Below are 22,316 nucleotides of genomic sequence, written 5' to 3' on the forward strand. Positions count from 1 at the left end.
GTCAGACGGTCTGTCAGGCTGCGGCTTGGCCCGCCCCGGCGAGTTCGCGGGCGTCGGCGGTCACGGCGGCGGCGATCAGGCGGCCAGCCTCGACGGCGCGGACGGCCGCCCCGTAGACCGGGGGCTTCTTGCCGTCGGTGAGGATGCCCGCGAGCGGGGGCATGACGGCCGGGCCGGGGTTGATCCCGAGGATGAGCGCGGCGACGTGCGCGGCCGACGTCACTTCGGCTTCGTGCTGGCCGGTGGCGATGGACTCGGCGGCCGGGATGCGCCTCCACGCGTGCCCGTAGAGCAGGATCCGCACCGCATCGTCCGGGGCCTCCTGCTGGAACGCGATGCCGCTGGACGCCTCGGGGTCCTCGTTGTACTTCTTGCGGTACTGGGTCACCAGCACATCGCGCAGCACCTCGGCCGCGAACACCTCGGGGGCGGGCGGGGTGAACGCGTCGCCGTCGGTCTGGGAGAGGTCGAAGACCGGCCCGGCTTTGAAGCCGGACACCCGCTGCTGGGTGCTCTCGGCAGGCGCGTCGGCCGGGCGGCCGGTCTCGGCGGCGGTGCCCTCGCCCTGCTCGGCGTCAACGCGGCGCTTGATGGGGGTCCAGATCCGCAGCGAGCGCGAGCCCTTGGCCGGGCCCCGGCCGACCTTGCGCCAGTCGGCGGCGGCCTTGACGCAGGTCGCCTGCGGGCACTGGGCGGTGATAGCGATCGCGTTGCCGGTGCTGCGGTCGGGCAGGATCGCGGCGGTGCGCATCACGGCCGCCCAGAACTCCGGGTCGGTGGTCATCGCCGCGTAGGCGCGGTCCATGATCGATTCCAGCTCGGCGCGCATCTGCGCTCCGTACGCCGCGCGCTCTTCCGGGGTCATCGTGTTGCGGGCCATGACTTGTCCTTCTGGTGAGAGGTGGCGCCGGGCCGACCGGCCTGGCGGCGGTGTCGATCGGGGGTTGCCCTCCCCTTCCGATGTCATTAATTAAACCATGTTATTGGATGCGTAGCAACCCTCTACCCGTGGGCATCCTCGCCCTGGCGGGCAGCCTGGTGCACGTCGGTGATCTCCTTCTCGATGGCCGCCAGGCATGCGGGCACGTGCACTGTGTCGACCTCGGCGAGGGTGCGCCATGCCCGCTCGATGGCCACCATGAGTGCGAGGGTGCCGAGTTGGGCGGCGGTGAGCGTCCATCGGCCGTGGTCGGTGATGTCTCCGGCCCGGAGCATGGCCTGTGCGTTGGTGTGGTGCTCGGCGAAGCTGTCGTCGGGGTCGGTAGTGCCCTTGACGGCGATCCGCAGGAGGTTGCGGACGTGGGTGGCCTGGCCGGTGCAGGTAGGCGTGATGGTGAACAGGTCAGCGCCCATGGGGAGTTCTCCTCGCGGGGTGCGCGACTGGGGGTGACGTGGGGCCGGGCGGCGGGTTCCGCCCGGCCAGCGGCGGGGGTTAAGCGGCGACGGGCTGCGGCTGGCTGATCCGGCACCGGGTGAGCACGGTCTGAACGGTGCCGCTGTGGCTGCCGTGCTCCTTCACGGTGCCGGTCACCTCGACCTGGTCGCCCCGCGCGGGGAGCTTGGCGGCGCTGCTGAACCAAACAAAGACATTGCCGTTGACGTCCTGGAACTTGATCAGGTTCCGGCTCTGGACGCGGTAGCCGTAGTGCCGGTCTTCCAGCGGGATGACGGCGGTCACGGTCGCCGGGACGGTGTGGCGCTGGCCGATGATGCCCTGCGCGGTGGACTGCTCGGCGGCGCACTCGGCTTCGGCGCGCTCCTGGTCCCTGCGCCATCCGGCGATCGCGGACACCAGTACGGAGAGATGGCGCGGGGATACGGTCTCGACCCTCGCCAGCTGACCAATCTTGTGGCGGTACGCGTCGTCGTCGCCGTAGCCCTGGGCGGCCCATGCGCGGATCGCCTCGCCGGTGGTGCGGGCGTCCGGGTCGGCATCCAGCGCGGCTTTCCACTCCTGCGGGGCCTTGGCGTTGAAGAAGTAGTCTTCGACGGCGTGGGCCGTGGGCATCACGCGTCGCCACTCGTCGGCGCGGCTGTAGTAGCGGCCGTCCGCCGCGACGACGGCGGCCGCCACCCGCAGCACCTCGGCCACCGGCACCCGCAGATCGGCGGGCACCCCGCCGTCCTTCTCGTCCCAATCGGAATCCTTGATGGCCTGGATGCGCCATAGCGCAAGAAGTCCCTTGATCGGCAGTCCGGTGTACGGCTCCACGCAGGTGCTGCCCAACTGCCGGAACTCGCCGCTGTCGTGGCGCACGAGGTAGGTGGCGGTGCGGTGGCGCGCGGCGCGGCAGCCGTGGCAGAGATTCGCGACCGCGCGGTAGCCGTTCGCGGCGGCGGCCTGCTCGTCGCTGAGCCCGGGGAACAGGCTGATGATCATCTCGCCTTCCTCCTCGTGGTCCAGGCGGGCGAGCACGGTCCATCCCTGGTGGCGCGGGACAGCTCCGGTCAACTGCACGGTGACGGTGGGGCGCTGGCCGATGACTCCGCCGGAGAAGGGGTCGGTGTAGTCGCTAAGGAACGGTGCGGTGACGCTCATCTGGTAGCCGGTTAGCCCATGCAGGGCCGCGCGAGCATTGGTGGCCTCGACCATTTGCCGGACCCGGCGCTCGGCGGTGGCGGGGACGCTGAAGCTGATACCTGCACTCATGATTCTCGCTCGATCTTCTGTGGTGAGAGGGGCCGCCGGGCCGGTCGGCCCGGCGGCGGGAGTGCCGGTCGAGGGGTTGCCCTCCCCCGTCCGACATAATGAATTAAACCATGTTTTATGCGGTGAGGCAACGGTCCTTGCCGGGGAAGTCCAGCGCGCCTCGGTCGCGGAGGTAGGCGGCGAACAGGGCGGCTACGTAGCTGTCGGTGGTGCCGTAGGTGCGGCGGCAGTCCAGTGCTCCGATGCGCTGGCGGCGGTGGTAGACCGGGAACGGTTGACCGAGGGCGGGGATGGCCAGTGCGAACAGTCCGCGCGGGGTGTCCACGCGCAGCAGGACGGCGGCGGCCTCGGCGTCGTAGGCGGCGGACCAGTGGGCGGGGGTGATGCCGAACTCGGCGAAACCGGCCGCGATCGCGCGGGCCTGCATGGTGTCGGCGGCGGTGGCGGTGTACTCGTCGGCCGGGGCGCGGAAGCATCCGCAGACGTCCTCGGCCGCATCGTGGGTGGCATAGCGGGGCATCGGGGCTCCTCGGAGGGGCTGCCGGGGGCAAGCGCGGTGCCTGCCCCCGGCGTCCGGGCGGTCTTAGGCTGCGGCTTCGGCGTCGTCGCCCTGGCCGTCGTCGTCGGCCTCCGGCTCCGCGTCGTCGGTGAACTGCGGTCGGGCGTCCGGGTCGTAGGCCACGTCATCCATGACGGCCCGCTCGACGGGGCTCGGGGTGTAGCCCAGTGCCTCAAGGATGGTCAGCCACTTGGCGGTTGGCCTGCGGATCTCGGCGCAGCGCATGTGATCGGTGCGCCAGGCGTAGCGGCCCGCGCTGCGCTCGCGGACGGCGGCAATGGCGGCGAACTGGAGCTGCACGGCGCGGCGCGGGTCCTTGCTGACCTGGTCGGTGAAACCGCTGCGGTGGGCGTGCTGCTTCGGCGGGAGTCCCAGCAGGGCGGCGAGGATCTCCGTCGTGCGGTCGCTGTTCAGGCTGCCGCCCACGTCCCACGTACCGTCAAGCAGGGCGGTGCTGATGTGGCCTGTGAGCGCGGTGGCGGTGTCCTTGGGGAGCGTGCGGCGCTTGATCAGGTCGCTGATCCACCGGCGGCGGCGGGTCTCGGCGGCATCCCAATGCAGGTTCCCGACCTTGACGGCGGCTCGCGCCTTCTTCTCCGCTTCCTGGTCCTCGTCGCCGCTAACCTTGCCGGTAGCGGTTCCGGGCTCGGCGTGGCCGTACAGGACCGGCGCGGAACAGTAGGGCGTGAGCTTGGAGTCGTCGTCGCTGTCCAGCACCCAGATCTGGCCCTTGCATCCGGCGTGCTCCTGGGGGCCGATGCGCTCGCCCTCGGTGGTGCGCAGTCGCCACACCGGGGTTGCGCGGTCCGACAGTTCGGGCCGCTCGCGGATCTGCTGGCCCGCCTCCTGGAGCTCGGCGCGGTGGGCCTCGGCCTGCTCGCGGGTCTCCCGCTTGGCGCGCTGAATGCTGATCTGCCACTCGATGGAGCTTTCGGGACGGTAGTTGTCGGCGGCTGCGGTGATCGCCGCCACCGCGTCCGGGTCATCGGCGAACTCGCCGAGCGCGGCCAGCTGCTCGAACGTCCACGCGTAGGAACTGGCTTCCAACGACTGCTTGAGCGTTGCGTCGGAACGGGACTTCACCAGCGCTTTCACGTCCCGGCGCTTGACGCCTGCGGCCGTGGCGATGCTGCGCACGTCCGCGCCTGCCTCGGCGGCCGTGAACATCGCGGCCATCGTCTCGGCCTGGGTCAGTCCCCGGCGGTGCTGCGCGCTAGTGATCATGCCGAGGATCTGCCCGGCCTCGTCCTGCTCCTCGTCCCACTCGTAGGGCAGGTGGGTCAGCCCCGCCAGCGGCGCGGCGAACAGGCGACGGTTGCCGTCGTTGACCTGGATCACGCCATCGGGCATGCGCTGGATCTTGATCAGGTCCCGGCAGCCGAACTCCTGGAGCGACGGGACGAGTTCCTCAAAGTCCAGTTCGTCGCGGACGTTCTTCGGGTGCGGGGTGAGCGCGTCGATCCGGATCACCGGACGCGGCGTGTAGGGGACGGACTCCAGTCCCAGCGCGCTAGCGGCGGCCAGTCGCTCGAACCCGTCGATGATCTGCGGGGCCTCGGCGCTGCCGCGCACGATGTAGAGCGGTTCGGCGATGCCTTCGGCCTCGATGCTGGCCAGCAGCTCGGCGGGCATCTCGGTCTCGCGGACGTTTCCGGGGTGGGCCAGCAGCTCGGCGACCGCGATGGTCGGCCACGGCGCAGGGGTGACCTGGATGCCGGCTTGGGCCTCGACAGTGGTGGCGCTCATGTTCGTGAGTCTTTCTCGGTGAGAGGGGCCGCCGGGCCGATCGGCCCGGGGGCGGGGTGCCGGTCGGGGGTTGCCCTCCCCTTCCGGCACCATTAATTAAACCATGTTTTGGAGCTGATGGGCAAGCAGGGAGATGTAATCGTCGTCACATTGGACCAGGCGGGCGGCCTCGCGGAACGCGGCGGCGCACTCCTCGGCGGTGCGGCCGGGCTGATCGCCCCACTCCCACAGCACGGATTGCCTGCATGAGGTCGCGCTCATCCGCAGCATGCGCCAACGGACCGGATTGATCGGCGTGCCGTTCACAAGGTCGCTGATAGCCTTCAGCGCGCGGGCGTGGCCGTGCCGGAACGCCTCCCACTGCGTTTCGTCGGTGACACTGCGCGCGGGGCGGGCGGCACATACGCCCCTGTCCCACGCATGCAGGGTGCCGCACGGGGCGGTGTCGCCCATGCGACCGGGCTGCCACAGATGCTCGCCCCCCTGATAGAGGCCGACGCGTTCGATATGGCGGGCGGCGGCGTTGAGTATGCGGACGGCGGGGCTCTGGGCCATTGGGAGTTCCCTTCAAGGTGGCCGGGGGCGGGCAGACGGTCCGCCCCCGGTTGGTCGGACGGACGGTCAGGCGGAGAGGACCCTGGCCGCGCTGCGGCCGATGCGGCGGCCTCCGATGTCGGCACTGCCCCCTGCCGCCCAACCGCTGCCGTATCCGTTGCCGGTCATGGTGGTCCGGCTCGTGCGAACCCTCGGGTAGGCGGTGCGGAACGCGCTCTCCACGGCGGACTGACGGTCAGCCAGCACGAGAGCGACGCTGCGGCCGGTGGCGGTCGTCTCGCCGCGCGCCTCCTCGCGTGCTCCGCGCTCGGCCTCCTCAAGGCGGCGGCCGACGCGCCCGACGAACCCCAGTTGCCACGACCTGCGCCACGCCCGCACTCCCTGCCCGGCCGGGACGTGCTGAGCCGCGAGCCCGCTGGCCATCTGAAGCAGCAACGAGGTGTAGAGCAGTTCCACGCGGTCGAGATCACCGGCATAGCCGAAGACGTGCAGCACGCGCCCCGATCCGCTGCCACGCGGCATGAAGATGGCCTTGCAGTCCAGGGCGCGGGCGATCACGTTGACCAGGCTCGCGCGCTCCATCGCCCACGGGGCCTCGCAGGTGATCCGACGGTCCGTCGGGGTGCCGGTACCCTTCGCCGCGTCCACCATGGCCTGCTCGATGCCGTACTTGGCCATCATCGCGAACGCGCGATTGCGGGCAAGCTCGGCTTCGGCCTCGGGAGTCGTGGGGTGCTCGGCGCGGGCAAGGAGCGCGCGGATGGTGGCCAGCTTGGCGTTCGCCTGGTCGGTCATGTCGTTCTGGTCCTTCGTGGTGAGAGGCTCCGCCGGGCGGCCCGGCGGTGGGAGCGTCTTCCGGGGGTTGCCCTCCCCTTCCAACATCATTAATTAAACCATGTTTTTAGCTGCCCGTCCACCCCTGACCTGCGATTTCTCGGCAGAACTGGCGGCGGAAACGGACTCGGGCGTCAGCCCACAACGGGCCTCGGCGGGGGTTCCCTCCTCGGTCGGACGGCCCTGCCCCAGCGTGCCGTGGGGCAGGGGTGGAAGGTGGAGCGCCCGGAAGCCGGGAAGTACGCAGCGACGCAGGAGCGGAGTAGTTCGCGGACCCGGACGTACGACCTTCTACCCCTGCGGCGCGGTGCGCCCTGCTGTGTCGTCCGACCGAGGAGGGAACCCCCCACCTCCAACCCCAGCCACGACGGCGGGAGCGCCGAGACACTGCCCGCTCCCCCTCCGAGAGAGGACCCGCCGGAGGCACAGGTGCCGTTGCGGATGAGGTTGACGAGTCGAGATGCCGGCAAAGGGGAGGATGGATCCATCCCACCCGTCTGATTCACACAGCGTTGGGCTTATGGGACAGGGCTCCAAGACCACGGTCGTGGGCCGTGCTTGCCTTGAAGGCATTCCAGGCGGTAGACGGCCTGGGCGTGGGCAGTTGGGTGCTGCACTGCTGTCTGCGCCGCGAAGCAGACGAGCCGCAGCTCGCGGGCGCCGCGCAGAGCTGGGTAGCCAGGCCAGTCCGTGACGTCGAATCCGTAGGCGCGGCAGTAGCTTCGGTAGCTGCCAGTGCTGACGGTGCCGGATGTCTGGAAGGCGACCGCAGTACTGGCAAGGTCCCACTCCCGGGGGCCGATGGCAGTCCGCTCGAAGTCCAGCAGGAGAGCGTTGCCGTTGGGAGTGACGGCGACGTTCCCAGCCCAAGCGTCACCGTGGACGACTACTTCGGCCGAAGCGCTCGGTAGTTCCTCCCAGGCTTGGCGCAGTTCCGCCAGCCGTTGATGCAGCCAGGCTTGCTGGCTTGCGTCGAGGTCAGTTTGACCAATCCGCTCATCCAAGCGGACGAACGGGTCCGTGTGCCCGAGAGTGAGGCCGTCAGGAACGGGGAGTGCGTGGAGTCGTCGGAGTAGGGCTGCTAGTTCGGCCACGGTCCCTGGGCGGTGTGGCCCAAGGTCGAGCCACCAGGTCACGGCTCGGCCGCTGACCTCCAATGCCTGTTCGAGATCCTCGGCGGGCTTCACCGCGGGGATGCCGTTGACCGCGAGCCAAGAGGCGACCCTCACCTCGCGGGCGGCTGCACTTTGCTGACCGTCCCTCGCAATCCGGGCAATGAGGCCAAGGGAGGGCAGGCGCCACATCGCGTTCTCGCCAAGTCTTATCAGCTCAGCCTGGTCAGAGTGCCTGAGCAGGCCGACCGCTTCGCATGCTTCACGAAGGTGTTCCCGGCTGGCTTCCACCGCCATGATCGCCGGGGCCATCACCGGCCGACCGCCGCTGCAATCCGTTCCCGGATGGCGGCGGTGCCGGGGGCTCCGCGCCGAGCGGCAAGGGTGGCGAATTCGCTGAGGTCGGCTGCTGCGCGGTGGCTGCGCACCTGGCCGACATCATCCAGGGCTTGGTGGGCCACGGTCATCGCCTCCTGCGGATCGCCGGTCACCAGCAGGAGGGTAGCGAGTCGGCTGATCGACATGGCGCGGCTCCGCCGATAGGCGTCGGGATGCCCGGCCACTGCTGTACGCAAGCGGTCAGCGGCCCGGTCCGGCGACAACATGCCGGCGATGGCGAGATCCCGAAGGGCGTGGCCAGTGTCTCCGTGGTGCTGGGGCGCGTCGTAGTAGGCCAGCCATGCTGGCTCGTCCTGGCTCCAGGCGGAGTCGAAGAGGCGGTCAGAGGCATCCACGGCAGAGAGGGATGGCTTGGCTTGACCGAGGAGGGCGTAGGCCCGAGCGCGGCAGTTGTGGAGGGCAGCCTGAGCACGGGGCGGAATGCGATCGGGCCGTACCAGGCCCACTTCGGCGAAGGTGAGGCCCTGATCCGGTCGGCCCAGCCAAATGGCCTGCCGCGCCCGCCAGTTCATGACACTGGCTCGCAGAGTCCAGTCATCAGCCTCTTCGGAACAGGCAGTGGCCAGGGCAAACAACGTCTTGGCTTGCTCGTGGTGGAATCCGTCAAATTGGTTGGAACCCAGCGTCAGAGCCAGTCGGCCCGCAGCTGCGAGGAGCTGTGGACGGATTCGGGGAGAGCAGTCGCCTGCGCGCTCCACGCTCTGCTGGAGAAGGTCAAAGGAGGAGGTCTGGAAGATCGCGCCAGAGCTGCCGTGTAGATTTCCCCACTCGCGCAGCTGTGTCGCCGTCTCTTCGACGCGCCGGACGTCAGCTGCACTGATCCTTGCTCCGAATCCCTGCTCTTCGCCGAGCGAGGCGAGCCCTGCGGCCAGGCCGAGGGCGCCTGGTGCGCCCGACGTACGGCGATGCACGGGGTGCGACTCCTTGATCGATCGGCTCATGGCCAGGATGCCGCCCGCCGCCGTGGGGGCGACTCGCTTGGGCTGATTGTCCGCTTGGCGTCGTCGTCTGTCCGCTTCAGACTTGGCAAAGGGCTGAAATCGGGCCAAGACACCGCCAGTGTTGAGGAATTTGTCCATTAAGCCTGCGTGCTCAGCCGAGCAGAGGCGGTCGCCCTTCTCGATCTTCTCAACCGCGTCCGTACTGAGCCCAACGTTGCGCCCCAGGTCTGCTGCGCTGAGCCCACGCGCCTCACGCCAATACCGGATCTCCGCACCGAGCCAGTCAGTGGCTGATCTGGTCGGTTCCAGTGGTCTCCGTGGATACGGCACGGTCTCCTCCTCCCGGCACTCCTGTCCCTGTCCGGGGCCCGGCTGTGCTCTGTCCATTACATCGCGTCAAGTTCCGGGCGATGGTCGTCTTTCGGAATCACCGGCTCGCTGATCAAGTTCCTGGGCCGCAGGGATCTCTCGGAGCCGGTGGAGCCGGGCCCGCATTTCGTCGACGGCGCCGGTGACCTTTACCGAGCGGATGCCTTCGGCGGTGTCGAGGAAGTCGCTCCAGGTGGCCAGGGCCGCGTCGGTGTCGTCACGGCGGAGGTGGACCTGGCCGAGGTCGGCCAGCACGATTGCGCGGGTCCGGCGCCGGTCCAGGCCGTGAATGGCGAGCGCATGGTGGAGGTGGTCCTGCGCGGCATCCAGGTCCCCGAGCTGGGCCAGGATCATGCCGGTCTCGTGCGCCCAGCGGCCCACCGAATAGTGGGCAGCCCAGGACTCCCCAGGTGTCTTCGGTGCGTTCTCGATCGCCGACTCCGAAGCCATCAGCGCTTCCCTCGCGGTTCGGCGGTCGCCGTCCAGTGCGGAGGCGTTGGCCAGTGTTGCCTGGTAGTAGGCCACCGCTCGCGGGTCCTGGATCGAGGTGGCGTAGTGCACGCACTCCTCCGATAGTCGGACGGCTGCGGCCCGGTGTCCGAGGTCAATCGCCTGCACCGCCATGCCGCGCAGGGCGGTCGCGGAGAGTTCGGGGTCGCCGGCCTCGGCGGCGAGGCGAAACGAGTGTGCGTAGTACTGCTGGGCCAGGCCCTGGTTGCCCTCATCACCCGCCATCCACCCGGCCAAGTGGACCAGTTGGGAGGTCGCGGCGAACAGGTCGCGGCCGGTCGCCTCGGAGTAGTTGCCGTTCAGCCACGGGGCGACGTCTTGAGCGAGATAGCGCACGGCCAGGTGGCGGGCGTGTCCGCCACCGAGCTCGGAGGCGGCGTCACCCAGCACGGAGGTCATCTGGCGGATCGCCAGCACTTCGCCGTGGCCGACGTTGACCGGGGCTCCGGACGCGGCTGCGCGGGTGCGGCGGGTGATCGCGTCCAGGTCCGGCAAGGCGAGAGCTGCCAGCGCGTACGCGCCGGTGGCGGCGAGGAACTGCCGTCGCTCCAAGTCCATGCCTCCCAACTGGACGACTGACGCCACGGTATCGCCGGACAGGTCGTGATCGGCACCAAGATCAGGCGCCGCCTGAGGGTCCGGCTCCGGCTCCTCGTCGAGATCGAGGACCTGGATCAGCCACGGCTTCCAGTAGTCGGGGACCCGGGTCCCGCGCTCCCATCGATACACCGATCCGCGATCAAGGCCCTCATGACCTCGGCCTTCGGCGATGCCGAGCTTGCGGGCTAACTGCGGCTGGCTCCATCCCCGGGCGATCCGGGCGGCTCGGATCCGCTCTCCGAACGTCAAATCCGATGGCATGGCACCCCCGCTCCCTGGCCTACACGGGCCTACACCTGGCCTACAGCCTGGCAGCTCCTTTCGGCCAGCATCAGGCCGTTGACTAACTATCAGCCATGCGAGGCGCTACGGACCGGCGCTTTCGCCAACTCGTCCCCCCGCCTGGCCTGGCCAATCGCACTCCCCTATGTCGGCCGGAGGCCCGCTGCTATGCCCGCGCACCAGATCGAGTTCCTCCTGACCCGTCGGCCCCGCCTCGTCGCCGTCGCCCGCCACCGCGTAGCCACCCACGTCCAGTCCTGGGGCCAGCCGCTGGACGATGAGCTGAGAGGCACCCTGGACCTGCTGGTCAGCGAGCTGGTTACCAACGCGGTCGTCCACACGACCGGCGCGATGATCACCGTTCAGGTCCGCCTGGAGGAACAGAGGCTGCGGGTCGAGGTGGAGGACGACAATGCGACAGCGCCACCCTGGCCCGCGGACGGCGATCGGGCGGCCTGGGACGCCGAACAGGGCCGAGGGCTCCAGCTGGTGGCCGTGCTCGCTGCCCGATATGGCTGGTACCCCTCGCCGCGAGGCAAGCGGGTCTGGTTCGAGCTCAGCCTGAATAAGCCTTCGCCTGTCCGACGTCGGGAAGCATCGATTCGCCGGGCTGCCCGGAAGGTACGCCGCATCGTTCCTTGGTCCATAGCCACCCTGCCGTTGGCGGGCCAGGCTGCCTGACCGCCGCACTCTCGCCCGCGCTCCGGCCTCATAGACGTGCTCGACTCAGGCCACCCTGACCGTTTGCACCGTCTCGTGGCAGGGAGGCGTGCATAGCAGCCTTCTTCGCCCGCTTCACTTCGTCGAATGGTCTGTCCGCTTCAAGTCGGTCCGTGTCCGCTTGCGACCGTGATCTTCCCTCGTTTCCGCTGGTGCCGCCGCTACGCCGGGCTACTCAAGCGGACACCGGAACTGGTCCGCTTTGATGCCGGACACCTTTCGCTCGTGTGGTTGCTTAATGAAACGCAGACGTCGAAGCCAAGCCAGCACAGTGGTTCTCCGACAACCCGTCAGCAGCGATCCCGGAAGGTCTGACAATGTGCCAGCACACCCCCTCGTGCCCCAGCCCGGACAGCGCCGACCGGCAGGCCGCCGCTGTCGTAGCCAGCCACCCCGCCCAAGGCTGGGCCCGGCTGTGCAACGGCGTACTCGTCTTCGACGACACCGGCGAGGTGCTGCCGGACGGGAAGGGCGTCGCCCCTCATCGTCCGCCTACAGCGGTAGCCGCCTGACCGTCCGCACAAATCCGGGGCGTGCCTACAGCAGTCGCAATTGGAGATCGTGCTCCGACTCCGTTCGGCCGCGCGCCGACCACCGCTCCGAACCTGCCCGGCTCAAGGAGACACGGGAATGCCCAGCACACCGCCCAGCGGAACCATCCAGCTCACCGACAAAGCTGTGCCATTACCAGATTTCGTTCGCCGACTCCTCGGACAGACCCGAGCACCCGACGACATCCCTCGGATCGCACAGGAAGAGGCCGCCGACTGGCTGCTCCCGCTCACCGAGGCACTGCTGTCCTGGCTAAGGGAGAGAGAATCAGACGCCCCATGCGGAGTGTTCCTCGGCCACCACTGCGCCCACATCCCTCTCCCCAGCGCGGACGGAAAGGGGCTTTTTCTCCGGGTCCCGTTGCGGAGCACGTGGACGGCCTGGCCGATCGATACCACCACTGTCGTCCTGGTCGTAGCGGGCGAGGTCGACGTCGAGGTGTACCCGAACCAGGAGGACCTGCGCATGGGTCATCCGCAGTACGCGCGCAGCTTCGGTCCCGAAGAGGTCTTCGCGACGCACGTGGGCACCGTGTGCGCGCTACGGAGCCGCTCAACCTCCTTGCAAGTCCTTGCGACTCCTCGACCCGGGCGTGACTCCACCGGAATCCGGCCGCTGCCCAACGCGTCAGCTCTCTATGAACAGGCTGAACGGTCCCTTGAACGGATCCTGGACGGTGCCCGATGAGCTGGCTCGACAAAGTGCACCTGCGGGACTGCAGCACGCTTCGGGAGATGCAGCACATCAGCCGCTCCGTTCTTGACCGGCTCGCCGGGGACCGCGGTCTGTTGTCGCAGCTCGTCAACGAGATTCCAGATGACCCGAAGCGGCTGGCAAAAAGCCGCGTCACCCTCCTTCTCAACCGGCTGTCGCTCTTCCAGGCCGCTGACGACGGCTTTGAGATCCGGATGAACCTGAACCCGCGGGTCGACAACCAGCTCGTCCCCCACGATCACTGCTACCCCTTCGCGACCCGCATCCTGTACGGCGGGTACGTGCACGTCGTGCGGCGCCGGACGAACGGCTGGACCGGCGAGTTCAGCGGCGAGGACATCGAGCCTGCGATGGTGACCATCGAGCGGCCAGGCAGCGCCTACACGCTTGGGCACGTGATGGTGCACCAGGCGATCATGCAGCCAGACACGGTGACGCTGTTCATCCGCGGGCCACGTCGCAAAACGACGTCGCACGCGGTGACCGAACTGATGCCGCCCAAGGAGTCCTGGCCGGCAGCTGGCGGGGGCCCTGCGAGCGAGTCCCGGTCCGCGACCCTCACGGAGTACCAGGACATGCGTCGGTACCTCCTCGAACGCTCCCTTATCGACTGACCTTTCCCGCAGCGGCCCACATGGGACCCCGAAGGCACGAGAGGCTACGGAGCACCACACGTGCGACACGAGGAGCACCCCATGAGGACCGTCCTGACGACCGATCACCCCGCCTGGCAGGAAGCCGACGAAGCACGGGTACGCGCCGTGCGGACCGAGTCGGGGACGTGGGTGATCACCTTCGACCACGACGGGCTGCACACGGCCTGCGCGCACGGCACCGAGGACGTGAAGCCTGAGTTCGTCACCACCGATCCCGACCACCTGCCGACAGCGGCCCCGACGGCGTTGCGCGCCGGACTGCTCGACCTCGGCGCGACTCAGCGCCTGGCGAACCCCTGGCTATGGGACGCCATCACCACCGCGATCCTGCGGCAGGTCGTCCGCGCGGACCAGGCCCGCAAGCTGTACCGGGCCTGGTGCCGCGCCTACGGCACCGCGCTGGAGGGACCGGGCGCGGACCTGGGTCTCGCGCCCACGCCGGAGCAGGTCCTCGACCTGAGCGATGAACAGTTCGCTGCCGTCGGCGCAAAGTTCCACCGCAGTGCGCTCCAGGCGTCCGCCCGCCACTACCTGAGGGAGTCCGACCGCTGGAGCCGCCTTGAAGCCGACGACCTGATCGCGGCCCTGACCAGCGTGCCCCGAATCGGCCCGTGGACGGCGGCGGCTGCCGCGTGCGACTACACCGGCGACTTCGCCAGCTACCCGCACGACGACCTCGCCGTCCGGACCTGGGCCGCCAAGATCGCCCCGTCCTACCCGTGGCCCGACAAGAAGGACAAGACGTTCGGGCCGCTGTGGACCGGCTGGGCCGGCACCGACCGCACCGCCCTGCACACCCTGACACTCGCTACTCTCACCTGGGGGAGCAATGCCGGAGCAACCCGAGCCCCGAACGGATCTGATCGCCGGGGCTGACCCCACCCGCCTCCTAGACGCGGTGTTCGTCAACGCGCCCCTGCGCGACTACGAGAAGCGCCCGCGCGTGAACGACTACACGCTGCCCGTGCTGGGGATGGCCTACATCGCCACCTACGCGCGGCAGCAGGGCCTGAACGTGGGCCTGCTGGACGCCGAGGCCCACGGGCTGAGCGTGCGTGAAGCAGTCGACGCGGTGAACACGGCCCGGCCGCGCTGGGTCGGGATGAACCTGCTGGCCCCCACCTACGAGCTGTCCGCGCGGATCGCCTCCGAGGTCTCCGGCCCCGACCGGGCCCGGCTGATAGTGGGCGGCCACCACGCCAAGGCCATGCCGAACGAGATCCTCGCGGACGAGCGCTTCAAGCACGTTGAGGCCCTAGTCGTCGGCGAAGGAGAGACCCGCGTCGCCGCGCTGCTGGGAGGCTGCCCGCGCGAGCAGCTGCCCCGGATCCTGTGGGACCAGCAGACCGGGGCGCCGGCGGTGAACATGGGGATGCCGGGGCAGCGCCGTTCGGCGGAGCCGATCCGCATGGAGACGGACCACTGGCTCAGCCCGGACGTGGACAAGCTGACTTTGGACCGCGACTTCTTACCCCAGGACCCCTACGTGGCCAGTGACGGCCGGACCGAGTGCAACATCGTCGGCTCGCGGGGCTGCCCCTACGACTGCGGCTTCTGCGGCGCGGCCGTCAGCAAGAACGGCGACCTCAAGATCCGCACCCGCAGCCCGGAACACGTCCTCTCCGAGCTGTTCGACCTGCAGACCCGTTTCGGGGCCACCGCGTTCCGCTTCGTCGACGACCTCTTCCTCGGAGCTGAGCGAATCATCCGCCAGTTCATGGACCCGTTCGCCCAGGAGCGGATCGGCGACCGCTTCGTGTGGGACGCCACGGGGCGGATCAACGTCCTGCACCGCGCGGAGGATTCCGTGCTGGACCGGTTGGCTGATAACGGTCTGCGGGAAGTCGCGCTGGGAATCGAGTCCGGCAGCGACCGCGTCCTGGCGGCGATGGACAAGCGCATCACCTGCGACATGACCCTCAGCGTGGCTCGCCGGCTCATGGAGCGCGGCATCGGCGTGAAGGGTTACTTCATCCTCGGCTACCCCGGCGAGACCGCTGACGACCTCGCCGCCACCATGCGGCACGTCCGGGACCTGTGGCACACCTCCGACCGTGCTGTCGGGACCTTCCGGGCCAGCGCGTTCGAGTTCCGCCCCTATCCCGGAACTCCGATCTACGACCGGCTCGTGGCCCAGGGCCACGACCCTCAGACCCTGATGGACTACGGCGCTGTCGACCTCACCGACCAGGGTGCCGACGAGAGCATGCGCCAGCGCGACGAGTTCAACTTCAGCGTGGGCATCCAGTTCACCGATACGCCGCTGTCTGAGCTGCGCCGCCACCTCGCCGAGCTGACCCGCGAGCAGCACCAGCGCAACGCCCAGGTGGTGGCGCGGTGACCGGCTTCTTCCTCACCGTGGACGGCCCCAACGGCACCGGCAAGTCCACGCTCGCCCCGACCCTGGCCGCGCTGCTCGCCACCCAGGGGCGCCGGGTCTATAGCACTGCCGAGCCCTCGCGAGGCCCGATCGGTGTGTTCACCCGGCAGGTCGTCGACAACGTGAAGGGCAACGCCCTGGCCTGCCTCGTCGCCGCCGACCGCTATCAGCACCTGACCACCGAGGTGCTGCCGCAGCTCGCCGACGGCGCCACCGTCGTCTGCGACCGCTACATCGCCTCCAGCCTCGTCCTACAGCGCCTGGACGAGGTACCGCTCGACTTCATCACCGGCATCAACTCGGCCGCGCGCGCCCCCGACCTGGCCGTCTTCCTGACCGCCACGCCGCAGATCCTCACCGAGCGAATAGCCGCGCGGGGCGCACTCGACCGGTTCGACCGCGACCCGGCCCTCCTTGCCCGCGAGGTGGAGCTGTACCGGGAGGCCGCCGTGATGTTCAACGCCCGCAAGATCCCCGTCCTCGTCCTGGACGCCAGCTCTGCTTGCCCCAGTGATATGGCCCACCAGGTCGCCCAGACCGTGGCCACCATGACGGCCACACGTTCCACCGTCACCTGCTGAGAGAGAAGAACCACCATGACCGATACCTGGTCGACCATCGACACCCTCGTCGCGTGGCTGGACGCCAACGCCGGCGACCGCCCGCAGGACATGGAGCGGCTGCTGCGGATCAACAAGATCACCGAGGAGGTCGGCGAGGTCGCCCAGGCCGCCGCGGGCGCGCTTGGGACCAACCCCCGCAAAGGCAACAGCCACACCTGGACCGACGTCGAGAACGAACTGGTCGACGTAATCCTCACCGCGATGGTCGCCCTGCGCACCGTCAACCCCCAGGCGCAGACCGTCTTCGAAGAGCGCGTGGAAAAGGTCGCCGCCCGCTCATTGGCCAGCGGCAAGTCACCGTCCTGATCCGACCAACCCGGCTGCGCAGGGAGGCCTGAACAGTCCCGTTTCGCGGGCCTCCAACCTCCTGGTCGCATCCCATCAGCCCGCTGTCCGGCCTTGCCTCCCCCGTCGGAGCCGGGCAGCGGCACCACCCAGCGTCAGCCTCAACCAAACCGGAGACCGCTCGTGACCACGTCCGGCAATCACCCTCCACCTCGGCGCGCTTCCGGCATCAAGAGCTACCAAGCACAGGCAAGCCCTGGACAACCTCTCAGCGATGCCGTGGTCACCGACCCCACTTCCTTGGCGCCAGGCCGACTATTCGATACTCGCGAGGTCTGGACGAGCGGGCCGACCGACCTGGCTCAGGCGACCTCGCGGGAGCTGCGCACCGACCGGCCGCACTCCGCCCGGGTCTACAACTACTGGCTCGACGGCAAGGACAACTTCCCAGCGGATCGTGAGGTGGCCGAGAGGGTTGTCGCTCAGTGGCCCGGCGTGCGCACGTCCGCCCGAGAGAACCGCAAATTCCTCCACCGCGCGGTGCGTCTGCTGGCGCGGCGGGGGATCCGCCAGTTCCTGGACGTGGGCACCGGTCTGCCGCTGGCCCCCAACACCCATGAGATCGCTCAACGGGTCGATCCGGATGCCCGGGTCGTCTACGTGGACAACGACCCGATGGTCTTGGCCCATGCCCGGGCGCTGCTCACCGGGAACGGGCCTGGTGCGATCCGCTACGTCGAGGAGGACCTGCTGCACCCGGAGACGGTTCTCTCCCGCGCCGCTCAGGTCCTGGACTTGCGCCAGCCGGTGGCGGTGCTGATGCTGGCGGTCCTCCACTTCGTGCCTGCCCCGGAGGAGGTCCGGGCGCTGGTGGCCAGCTATCTGGGACCGCTGCCCAGTGGCAGCGCGGTCGTGATCTCCCATGGCTGCGCGGACAATCTGGCCCCCGAAACCGCCCAGAACGTCGCTCAGTTGTACAGGCAGAGCGGCATCGAGGGCGCGTGGGCGAGCAACCAGGAGATCTCCGAGCTGTTCGGCCAGGTAGAGCTGCTGGATCCCGGGGTTGTCCCCGTCTCCCGATGGCGGCGGCAAGAGGGCCACTGTCCACCGGACGGCGACATCGCCCTGTTCGGCGGCATAGGGGTCAAGCCCTGACCGTACAGGGCGAAGGCAGCGCGGCAGCTCCGGTTCTCCCTCCGCAGCTCCGATGCCGGTGGCCTTCCAAGGTCCGCTGTTGCCATTCGGGGCCTGAGCAGAGTCGATGGCCCTGGCTGCGTAGGTGAGCTGTGAGAGCGCTTGTCGGCGAGTGGTGAGAGCGCTGGGGTGTTTCCAGCGCTCTTCATGTTGGTGAGAAACGAAAGCACCTGACGTGGCTGCGTCGGTTTCTCAGTCTTCGGGGTAGTACTCGTAGATTCCCGCCTCGTTGAGCCGTTCGTCTTCGCGCCAGTGCAGGAACCGTGGCGGGCGGGTCTCGTTGATGCTGATGGCGTCGTCGTATTGGTTCGTCACAAGGTTGATCAGGAACTCGGCCATGCCGCAGGGGTAGAGCGTCCAGTCTGATTTGGTGTGACGGCCGCAGACGAGGACGGGCCACTGGTCAGGGTCGTCTCCGGTGGTGACCCAGAAGAGGATGTCGGGGCCGGGGGTGCGGCCCCAGATCATGATGTCGTTGGGGTTGACCTCCGGGCGCCAGCGCTCTGGGGTGTGGTGCCAGGTGGCCTGGGCTCCGGGGGTATCCTCGGCGATGCTTCCCTGCGCAAAGAGGCGGTTCGGGGCCTCGACCGGGCGGAGGATGTAGGTGACCGCGTTGATGCCGCCGGATCCGTAGGTCTCCATGAAGGACTTGTAGTCCGCGGGCAGGCGGGTCCCGAGCTCTTGCTCAGCTGCCGCCCAGTCGATCTGCTCGTCGACGCCGGTGTCGGTCGGCATGATCCGTGACAGTGCCTCGATCGCGGGGTGCATCGCCATGTCCTGCCCTTTCGCTTGGTCGGATGACCCTAGCGCTGGTCAGGCCGTCTGATCCTGTCGGGCTCGGGTGGTGGCGAGTCGGTAGGAGTCGATGCCGGTCTCGATGATGTTGCCGCCGAAGGTGAGGCGGTCGACGATGGCCGCGCAGAGCCGCGGGTCGGTGAAGGTCTTGGTCCAGCCCCCGAACGACTCGTTCGAGGCGATCGCGACACTGTTCTTCTCCTCCCTCTCCGTCAAAACCTGGAAGAGCAGCTCGGCCCCGCGGCGGTCGAGTTCCATGTAGCCCAGTTCGTCGACCTATGCGGATATCGGCATAGGTGGACGAGGCGGGCTACATCCCGTTCGACCAGGACGCCGCGAACCTGTTCTTCCAGCTCATAGCCTCGCGCTACGAGCAGGGCTCCGTGATGGTGACCTCGAACCTGCCCTTCGGGCGCTGGGGAGAGACGTTCTCCGACGACGTGGTCGCCGCCGCGATGATCGACCGGCTGGTCCACCACGCGGAGGTTCTCACTCTGACCGGAGACTCCTACCGGACCCGCCAGCGGCGCGAGTTGCTGGCAAAGGAGAACCGCGCTCATCACGGCTGAACTACCAGCTCATGTCCCGGGCGACTTCGCTCTGAGCCGCGGCGATGTCCTCAGCGGTCGCCCCGGTCACATCGACGTCAGCGGCCCACTCCAGTCGTGACAGCAGATCGGCCAGGGCCTGCTTCTGGGCCGGGTGGGTGACCGGCACCGAGTCGAGATCCGTCGTCATCAGCCAGTCGAACAACACGATGGCATCCGCCCGCCACAGGCTCACCGACACGGTCGGGAGATCGTCTTCCATCCGCCCATGATGCCGGGCCGACGGAGCTACCTGACCGAACCGCACGACCCAGGGGGTCAACTCTGCGGGACTGGTGGGTGTTCAGTTCTGCGGTTCTGGATCACTTTTGGTGCTCGGGCCACGGAGCGTCACCGGAGTCGAGACCATGAACGGTCGTGACTGACGCTCTACTTCAGGACCTCTGGTTCCACCACGCCGACGACGTCGCGCTCAACTCGATCACCATCACACCCCGCCACGTGACCCTCCACGCCACCGTGACCAGCAGCGCGGGATCAGTGTGCAGACGGGCCGAGAGCGTGGGCATCGACGCCAGCCAGGCGAAGGATCCGGGCGAGGCGTTCAATCTCGGGGCCGGTGCCCGCATAGCGGCCTGACTTGATGTCGCACATGATCGCTTTCGCTTCCGGCAGGGTGGCACCCGTCTCACTGCGGATGATCTTCATGACGGCCACCGAGGGCAGATCCCCGCCGGTGATCTCCAGCCGGGCAGACCCATGCTCGGCCAGCAAGCGGGTACGGAGGTCAGCAGGAAGATCATCGCGTCCACATATCGAGGCAGGACCACAGCCTGAGCAGTTGCTCTCGATGCCCCAGTGCAGCCGGTGCCCCACGAGGGTCTGGCCGCCCGAACAGGGAACGTTCCGGCCGCAGGCGGGACAGGCGCCTGCGAAGCACACGTCCTGGCCGATGATCTCCTCGTCCATTCGATGCCCCTCAACCGTCCGGCGCCTTCGGCGCCGAGACTACGTGACGAGCTTCCTCGGCTCGCGCCTGGAGGTGCTGCCGTCGAAGTCATGTCATGCGGCGTTGAGGACGCGTTTGCGCAGGAGGTCGAAGCCGGCTCGGCCGAACATCTGCCGTTTGAGCATTTTTATCTTGTTGTTGTGACCCTCGACCGCTCCGGAACTATAGTCCAGGGTCAGCCCGGCGACGACGGCGTAGAGGTCCTGGAGGAGCCCGGCGGCGAAGGTGTGCAGGGCGGGGATCGCGTCAGCGTGAACAGCGGCGATCCACCCCTTGAGTTGACGCCCGCGGCGGTTGTTCATCAGCTCGGCGAAGGCACGGACATGCCGGGACGTGGCGGCCAGCGCCGGGACGCGGGCGAGAATCTCCTTCAACCGCTGAGCGTCGTCGGCGTCGAGGCGGTCGGGGTGACGGGTGAGCCAGCCGGTCACGTCGCGGACCGAGGGCTTACGGCGGGGCGGGTCCTGGCCCGGGAACGCGAGGCGGAGCCGGTGGACGTACTTACGGACGATCTGTTCCTTGCCGGGGTAGCCACGCTGGACGATCTCCTCGAACAGGCGGCGGGCATTGGTGCAGCCCTGCGCGAAGCGCTGGTCAAGGTGCGGCTTGAACGGGTCGAGGATGCTGGCCCGGCCGGTCCAACGCCCCACTAGCAGCTCGTCCGTGCCGGTTGCCTGCGCGTAGCGGCGGACGGTGTTGCGGGCCAGCCCCAACTGGCGGGCGATCGTCTTCAGGCCGACCCCCGCGGCCAGGAGCGCGTGGACGGCGGCATGTTGCTCGCGAACGCGCTAGGCCAGGCGTCCCGTGCTCAGCGGTCGAGCCGACTGTGGCGGCAACGGCGCGGCCGGCAGTTCCGCGGGCTCGGGTTCGGGTGCTGGCTCCGGAAGCAGGGCACGGTGCTGGACCACGGTCTTCTCGACGGCCTCGGCGAGGTTCCTCCAGAGGTGGTAGCGGTCTGCGACGTGGATCGCGTCGGGTGCTCCGAGACGACCGGCTTCGCCGAAGGAGGCCGAGCGGTCGCGGCAGATCACTTCGACGCCGGGGTGGGCGGATAGCCAGGCGGACACGGTCTCGATGGTGCGGTCGGGCAGGAGGTCGACCACGCGCCGGGTTTCGATGTCGACCAGGACGGTGGCGTAGACGTGGCCCTTACGCAGCGCGAACTCGTCGATGCCCAGGACCCGCGGCGTGGCTGGCGAGCTCTCCGGGACGGCGCGGATCAGCCGCAGCAGCGTCGACCGGCTCACCGGCGCGGCCAGCGCGTCCGAGAGCCGCGCCCCGGCGCGGCCGGCCAGCATCAGGGCCACCCGCTGCAGGGACGCTTGCAAGCCCTGGCTCCGTCGACCGTGGCGGAAGGTCAGCCCGGATACCTGCTCGACGAACGTGGACTTCGAGCAGGCCGCCTCGCAGCAACGGAACCGGCGGACCTGTAACTCGATCAGGACGCGTCGCCCGGCCGCCGCGGCCTCGTCGAGCCGGCGGGTGTAGGGGCTGTGCACCCGGGACGAAGCCGTGCCGCACGCCGGACAGGCCGCCGCGCTGCTGGTCACGGTGGCGTGGAGGGTCACGCGGCGGGGTGTGATGGTGATCGAGTTGAGCGCGACGTCGTCGGCGTGGTGGAACCAGAGGTCCTGAAGTAGAGCGTCAGTCACGACCGTTCATGGTCTCGACTCCGGTGACGCTCCGTGGCCCGAGCACCAAAAGTGATCCAGAACCAGTTCTGCGAGAGCGTTGACAGGCCCAGCCTACGAGCCCGGCCAGGTTCCGGGACCTCATCTGCGCAGCCGCCCGAGTGGCCGTTCCCCCGATCACGCGGGTGCGCCGCCGGCCGCGTGGGGGGAAAGCCTCGTGAGCCCTCCGCCAGCATCCCTCTAGACATGAAACTGGACAGGTGAGCTTGCTCCGTCCCCCTGGGGGCTGGCTTGGCGCCGAGGGTGCGGAATAACGCCGTCTTTCACACATCCACGATGTGTATGTGGCGGCCGAGGGCCGCGATTGTCCACTAGGCGGAGATGGCGAGCCTGATAGAGCACGGGCCAAGTCGTGGGCGCCGTGGCGGGCACGCCGAGACCGCAAGCGGGAGAAGCGTCCGACGAACGCCTCGGAGCTGACAGGCGGGGGCGGTTGTGGCTGGTAGGCGGGGGTTGTCAGTGGCTGGGTGTAGGACGGTGCAGTCAGCGGATCCACGACTGCACCGTCCTGCCCCGGCTTCCCCCGCGAGTGCGGGGCGTCGCCAGTGGCGTTGTGCTCTACCCGACTCAATGCGGGCCACCCCCGCATGGT

At 68.8% G+C, this 22,316-nt stretch carries 25 protein-coding genes and 1 pseudogene; 10 read left to right on the top strand and 16 right to left on the bottom strand.

Annotated elements, in window-relative coordinates:
* Positions 1 to 13 precede the first annotated feature (13 nt).
* The 10 genes from ABH928_RS09870 to ABH928_RS09915 form a co-directional block, all read right to left on the bottom strand.
* Positions 14 to 880 carry a hypothetical protein gene (locus ABH928_RS09870; RefSeq protein ID WP_370064315.1) on the bottom strand — a complete coding sequence of 289 codons (867 nt, stop codon included), beginning with the start codon at positions 878 to 880 and terminating at the stop codon, positions 14 to 16.
* 122 nt (positions 881 to 1,002) lie between these two features.
* Positions 1,003 to 1,353, bottom strand: coding sequence for a hypothetical protein (locus ABH928_RS09875; RefSeq protein ID WP_370064317.1), 351 nt, complete (start codon positions 1,351 to 1,353; stop codon positions 1,003 to 1,005).
* 79 nt (positions 1,354 to 1,432) lie between these two features.
* The gene (locus ABH928_RS09880) at positions 1,433 to 2,650 is read right to left on the bottom strand and encodes a hypothetical protein (RefSeq protein ID WP_370064319.1); all 1,218 of its coding nucleotides are present in this window, start codon (positions 2,648 to 2,650) and stop codon (positions 1,433 to 1,435) included.
* A gap of 115 nt (positions 2,651 to 2,765) precedes the next feature.
* On the bottom strand, positions 2,766 to 3,170 hold the full coding sequence (locus ABH928_RS09885) for a hypothetical protein (RefSeq protein ID WP_370064321.1): 405 nt from the start codon (positions 3,168 to 3,170) through the stop codon (positions 2,766 to 2,768).
* A 63-nt stretch (positions 3,171 to 3,233) separates the two neighbouring features.
* Entirely contained in the window at positions 3,234 to 4,955 is a 1,722-nt protein-coding gene (locus tag ABH928_RS09890) for a ParB N-terminal domain-containing protein (RefSeq protein WP_370064323.1), read from the bottom strand.
* A 96-nt stretch (positions 4,956 to 5,051) separates the two neighbouring features.
* Positions 5,052 to 5,510: a DUF6197 family protein gene (locus ABH928_RS09895; RefSeq protein ID WP_370064325.1), complete on the bottom strand. Its 459-nt coding sequence runs from the start codon at positions 5,508 to 5,510 to the stop codon at positions 5,052 to 5,054.
* 66 nt (positions 5,511 to 5,576) lie between these two features.
* Positions 5,577 to 6,305 carry a DUF2786 domain-containing protein gene (locus ABH928_RS09900; RefSeq protein ID WP_370064327.1) on the bottom strand — a complete coding sequence of 243 codons (729 nt, stop codon included), beginning with the start codon at positions 6,303 to 6,305 and terminating at the stop codon, positions 5,577 to 5,579.
* A gap of 557 nt (positions 6,306 to 6,862) precedes the next feature.
* Complete coding sequence (locus ABH928_RS09905) at positions 6,863 to 7,768, bottom strand: phosphotransferase enzyme family protein (protein WP_370064329.1); 906 nt, start codon at positions 7,766 to 7,768, stop codon at positions 6,863 to 6,865.
* Positions 7,768 to 9,183 carry a helix-turn-helix domain-containing protein gene (locus ABH928_RS09910; protein ID WP_370064331.1) on the bottom strand — a complete coding sequence of 472 codons (1,416 nt, stop codon included), beginning with the start codon at positions 9,181 to 9,183 and terminating at the stop codon, positions 7,768 to 7,770. The genes ABH928_RS09905 and ABH928_RS09910 overlap by 1 nt, the downstream gene beginning before the upstream one ends.
* Before the next feature lie 9 nt (positions 9,184 to 9,192).
* Positions 9,193 to 10,536 carry a helix-turn-helix domain-containing protein gene (locus tag ABH928_RS09915; RefSeq protein ID WP_370064333.1) on the bottom strand — a complete coding sequence of 448 codons (1,344 nt, stop codon included), beginning with the start codon at positions 10,534 to 10,536 and terminating at the stop codon, positions 9,193 to 9,195.
* Between the two features lie 189 nt (positions 10,537 to 10,725).
* Here ABH928_RS09915 and ABH928_RS09920 point away from each other — a divergent pair, with 189 nt between their 5' ends.
* The 9 genes from ABH928_RS09920 to ABH928_RS09960 all read left to right on the top strand — a co-directional run bounded on the left by ABH928_RS09920 (position 10,726) and on the right by ABH928_RS09960 (position 17,642).
* Positions 10,726 to 11,238 carry an ATP-binding protein gene (locus tag ABH928_RS09920; protein ID WP_370064335.1) on the top strand — a complete coding sequence of 171 codons (513 nt, stop codon included), beginning with the start codon at positions 10,726 to 10,728 and terminating at the stop codon, positions 11,236 to 11,238.
* A 356-nt stretch (positions 11,239 to 11,594) separates the two neighbouring features.
* A complete protein-coding gene (locus ABH928_RS09925) occupies positions 11,595 to 11,789 on the top strand; it encodes a DUF5999 family protein (protein WP_370064337.1) in 195 nt (64 codons plus the stop codon).
* 118 nt (positions 11,790 to 11,907) lie between these two features.
* Positions 11,908 to 12,516 carry a hypothetical protein gene (locus tag ABH928_RS09930; protein ID WP_370064339.1) on the top strand — a complete coding sequence of 203 codons (609 nt, stop codon included), beginning with the start codon at positions 11,908 to 11,910 and terminating at the stop codon, positions 12,514 to 12,516.
* Complete coding sequence (locus ABH928_RS09935; protein WP_370064341.1) at positions 12,513 to 13,157, top strand: hypothetical protein; 645 nt, start codon at positions 12,513 to 12,515, stop codon at positions 13,155 to 13,157. Before ABH928_RS09930 ends, ABH928_RS09935 begins: the two co-directional genes overlap by 4 nt.
* Before the next feature lie 81 nt (positions 13,158 to 13,238).
* Positions 13,239 to 14,075 (top strand): hypothetical protein, encoded by an 837-nt coding sequence (locus tag ABH928_RS09940; protein WP_370064343.1) that lies wholly within the window; start codon positions 13,239 to 13,241, stop codon positions 14,073 to 14,075.
* Entirely contained in the window at positions 14,029 to 15,540 is a 1,512-nt protein-coding gene (locus ABH928_RS09945; RefSeq protein WP_370064345.1) for a radical SAM protein, read from the top strand. The genes ABH928_RS09940 and ABH928_RS09945 overlap by 47 nt, the downstream gene beginning before the upstream one ends.
* Entirely contained in the window at positions 15,537 to 16,160 is a 624-nt protein-coding gene (tmk, locus tag ABH928_RS09950; protein ID WP_370064347.1) for a dTMP kinase, read from the top strand. The genes ABH928_RS09945 and tmk overlap by 4 nt, the downstream gene beginning before the upstream one ends.
* Positions 16,161 to 16,175: 15 nt before the next feature.
* Complete coding sequence (locus ABH928_RS09955) at positions 16,176 to 16,508, top strand: MazG-like family protein (RefSeq protein ID WP_370064349.1); 333 nt, start codon at positions 16,176 to 16,178, stop codon at positions 16,506 to 16,508.
* A gap of 162 nt (positions 16,509 to 16,670) precedes the next feature.
* Positions 16,671 to 17,642 (top strand): SAM-dependent methyltransferase, encoded by a 972-nt coding sequence (locus tag ABH928_RS09960; protein WP_370064351.1) that lies wholly within the window; start codon positions 16,671 to 16,673, stop codon positions 17,640 to 17,642.
* A gap of 231 nt (positions 17,643 to 17,873) precedes the next feature.
* On the opposite strand, the gene ABH928_RS09965 is transcribed toward ABH928_RS09960, so the two are convergent.
* Both ABH928_RS09965 and ABH928_RS09970 read right to left on the bottom strand, forming a co-directional pair.
* Positions 17,874 to 18,455 (bottom strand): SMI1/KNR4 family protein, encoded by a 582-nt coding sequence (locus ABH928_RS09965; RefSeq protein WP_370064353.1) that lies wholly within the window; start codon positions 18,453 to 18,455, stop codon positions 17,874 to 17,876.
* Positions 18,456 to 18,494: 39 nt separating this feature from the next.
* A pseudogene (locus ABH928_RS09970) lies at positions 18,495 to 18,752 on the bottom strand (ATP-binding protein); the annotation flags it as partial.
* A 20-nt stretch (positions 18,753 to 18,772) separates the two neighbouring features.
* Between ABH928_RS09970 and ABH928_RS09975 the strand changes: the two are divergent.
* A complete protein-coding gene (locus tag ABH928_RS09975) occupies positions 18,773 to 19,045 on the top strand; it encodes an ATP-binding protein (RefSeq protein WP_370064355.1) in 273 nt (90 codons plus the stop codon).
* 1 nt (position 19,046) lies between these two features.
* Here the strand turns inward: ABH928_RS09975 and ABH928_RS09980 are convergent, their stop codons facing one another.
* The 4 genes from ABH928_RS09980 to ABH928_RS09995 form a co-directional block, all read right to left on the bottom strand.
* Positions 19,047 to 19,286, bottom strand: a complete 240-nt coding sequence (locus ABH928_RS09980) for a hypothetical protein (RefSeq protein WP_370064357.1) — start codon at positions 19,284 to 19,286, stop codon at positions 19,047 to 19,049.
* Positions 19,287 to 19,561: 275 nt separating this feature from the next.
* Positions 19,562 to 19,993 (bottom strand): hypothetical protein, encoded by a 432-nt coding sequence (locus ABH928_RS09985; protein WP_370064359.1) that lies wholly within the window; start codon positions 19,991 to 19,993, stop codon positions 19,562 to 19,564.
* A 93-nt stretch (positions 19,994 to 20,086) separates the two neighbouring features.
* The gene (locus tag ABH928_RS09990) at positions 20,087 to 20,746 is read right to left on the bottom strand and encodes a transposase (RefSeq protein ID WP_370064361.1); all 660 of its coding nucleotides are present in this window, start codon (positions 20,744 to 20,746) and stop codon (positions 20,087 to 20,089) included.
* A gap of 75 nt (positions 20,747 to 20,821) precedes the next feature.
* Complete coding sequence (locus ABH928_RS09995) at positions 20,822 to 21,685, bottom strand: ISL3 family transposase (RefSeq protein WP_370064363.1); 864 nt, start codon at positions 21,683 to 21,685, stop codon at positions 20,822 to 20,824.
* Between the last annotated feature and the right edge of the window lie 631 nt (positions 21,686 to 22,316).

The organism is Streptacidiphilus sp. MAP5-3, assembly GCF_041262505.1.
Lineage (GTDB): Bacteria > Actinomycetota > Actinomycetes > Streptomycetales > Streptomycetaceae > Streptacidiphilus.

What these genes read in the sequence shown, in the direction of transcription:
- ABH928_RS09870 (WP_370064315.1), bottom strand. Translation starts at nt 880, where the DNA reads ATGGCCCGCAACACGATGACCCCGGAAGAGCGCGCGGCGTACGGAGCG.
- ABH928_RS09875 (WP_370064317.1), bottom strand. Translation starts at nt 1,353, where the DNA reads ATGGGCGCTGACCTGTTCACCATCACGCCTACCTGCACCGGCCAGGCC.
- ABH928_RS09880 (WP_370064319.1), bottom strand. Translation starts at nt 2,650, where the DNA reads ATGAGTGCAGGTATCAGCTTCAGCGTCCCCGCCACCGCCGAGCGCCGG.
- ABH928_RS09885 (WP_370064321.1), bottom strand. Translation starts at nt 3,170, where the DNA reads ATGCCCCGCTATGCCACCCACGATGCGGCCGAGGACGTCTGCGGATGC.
- ABH928_RS09890 (WP_370064323.1), bottom strand. Translation starts at nt 4,955, where the DNA reads ATGAGCGCCACCACTGTCGAGGCCCAAGCCGGCATCCAGGTCACCCCT.
- ABH928_RS09895 (WP_370064325.1), bottom strand. Translation starts at nt 5,510, where the DNA reads ATGGCCCAGAGCCCCGCCGTCCGCATACTCAACGCCGCCGCCCGCCAT.
- ABH928_RS09900 (WP_370064327.1), bottom strand. Translation starts at nt 6,305, where the DNA reads ATGACCGACCAGGCGAACGCCAAGCTGGCCACCATCCGCGCGCTCCTT.
- ABH928_RS09905 (WP_370064329.1), bottom strand. Translation starts at nt 7,768, where the DNA reads ATGGCCCCGGCGATCATGGCGGTGGAAGCCAGCCGGGAACACCTTCGT.
- ABH928_RS09910 (WP_370064331.1), bottom strand. Translation starts at nt 9,183, where the DNA reads ATGGACAGAGCACAGCCGGGCCCCGGACAGGGACAGGAGTGCCGGGAG.
- ABH928_RS09915 (WP_370064333.1), bottom strand. Translation starts at nt 10,536, where the DNA reads ATGCCATCGGATTTGACGTTCGGAGAGCGGATCCGAGCCGCCCGGATC.
- ABH928_RS09920 (WP_370064335.1), top strand. Translation starts at nt 10,726, where the DNA reads ATGCCCGCGCACCAGATCGAGTTCCTCCTGACCCGTCGGCCCCGCCTC.
- ABH928_RS09925 (WP_370064337.1), top strand. Translation starts at nt 11,595, where the DNA reads ATGTGCCAGCACACCCCCTCGTGCCCCAGCCCGGACAGCGCCGACCGG.
- ABH928_RS09930 (WP_370064339.1), top strand. Translation starts at nt 11,908, where the DNA reads ATGCCCAGCACACCGCCCAGCGGAACCATCCAGCTCACCGACAAAGCT.
- ABH928_RS09935 (WP_370064341.1), top strand. Translation starts at nt 12,513, where the DNA reads ATGAGCTGGCTCGACAAAGTGCACCTGCGGGACTGCAGCACGCTTCGG.
- ABH928_RS09940 (WP_370064343.1), top strand. Translation starts at nt 13,239, where the DNA reads ATGAGGACCGTCCTGACGACCGATCACCCCGCCTGGCAGGAAGCCGAC.
- ABH928_RS09945 (WP_370064345.1), top strand. Translation starts at nt 14,029, where the DNA reads ATGCCGGAGCAACCCGAGCCCCGAACGGATCTGATCGCCGGGGCTGAC.
- ABH928_RS09955 (WP_370064349.1), top strand. Translation starts at nt 16,176, where the DNA reads ATGACCGATACCTGGTCGACCATCGACACCCTCGTCGCGTGGCTGGAC.
- ABH928_RS09965 (WP_370064353.1), bottom strand. Translation starts at nt 18,455, where the DNA reads ATGGCGATGCACCCCGCGATCGAGGCACTGTCACGGATCATGCCGACC.
- ABH928_RS09980 (WP_370064357.1), bottom strand. Translation starts at nt 19,286, where the DNA reads ATGGAAGACGATCTCCCGACCGTGTCGGTGAGCCTGTGGCGGGCGGAT.
- ABH928_RS09985 (WP_370064359.1), bottom strand. Translation starts at nt 19,993, where the DNA reads ATGGACGAGGAGATCATCGGCCAGGACGTGTGCTTCGCAGGCGCCTGT.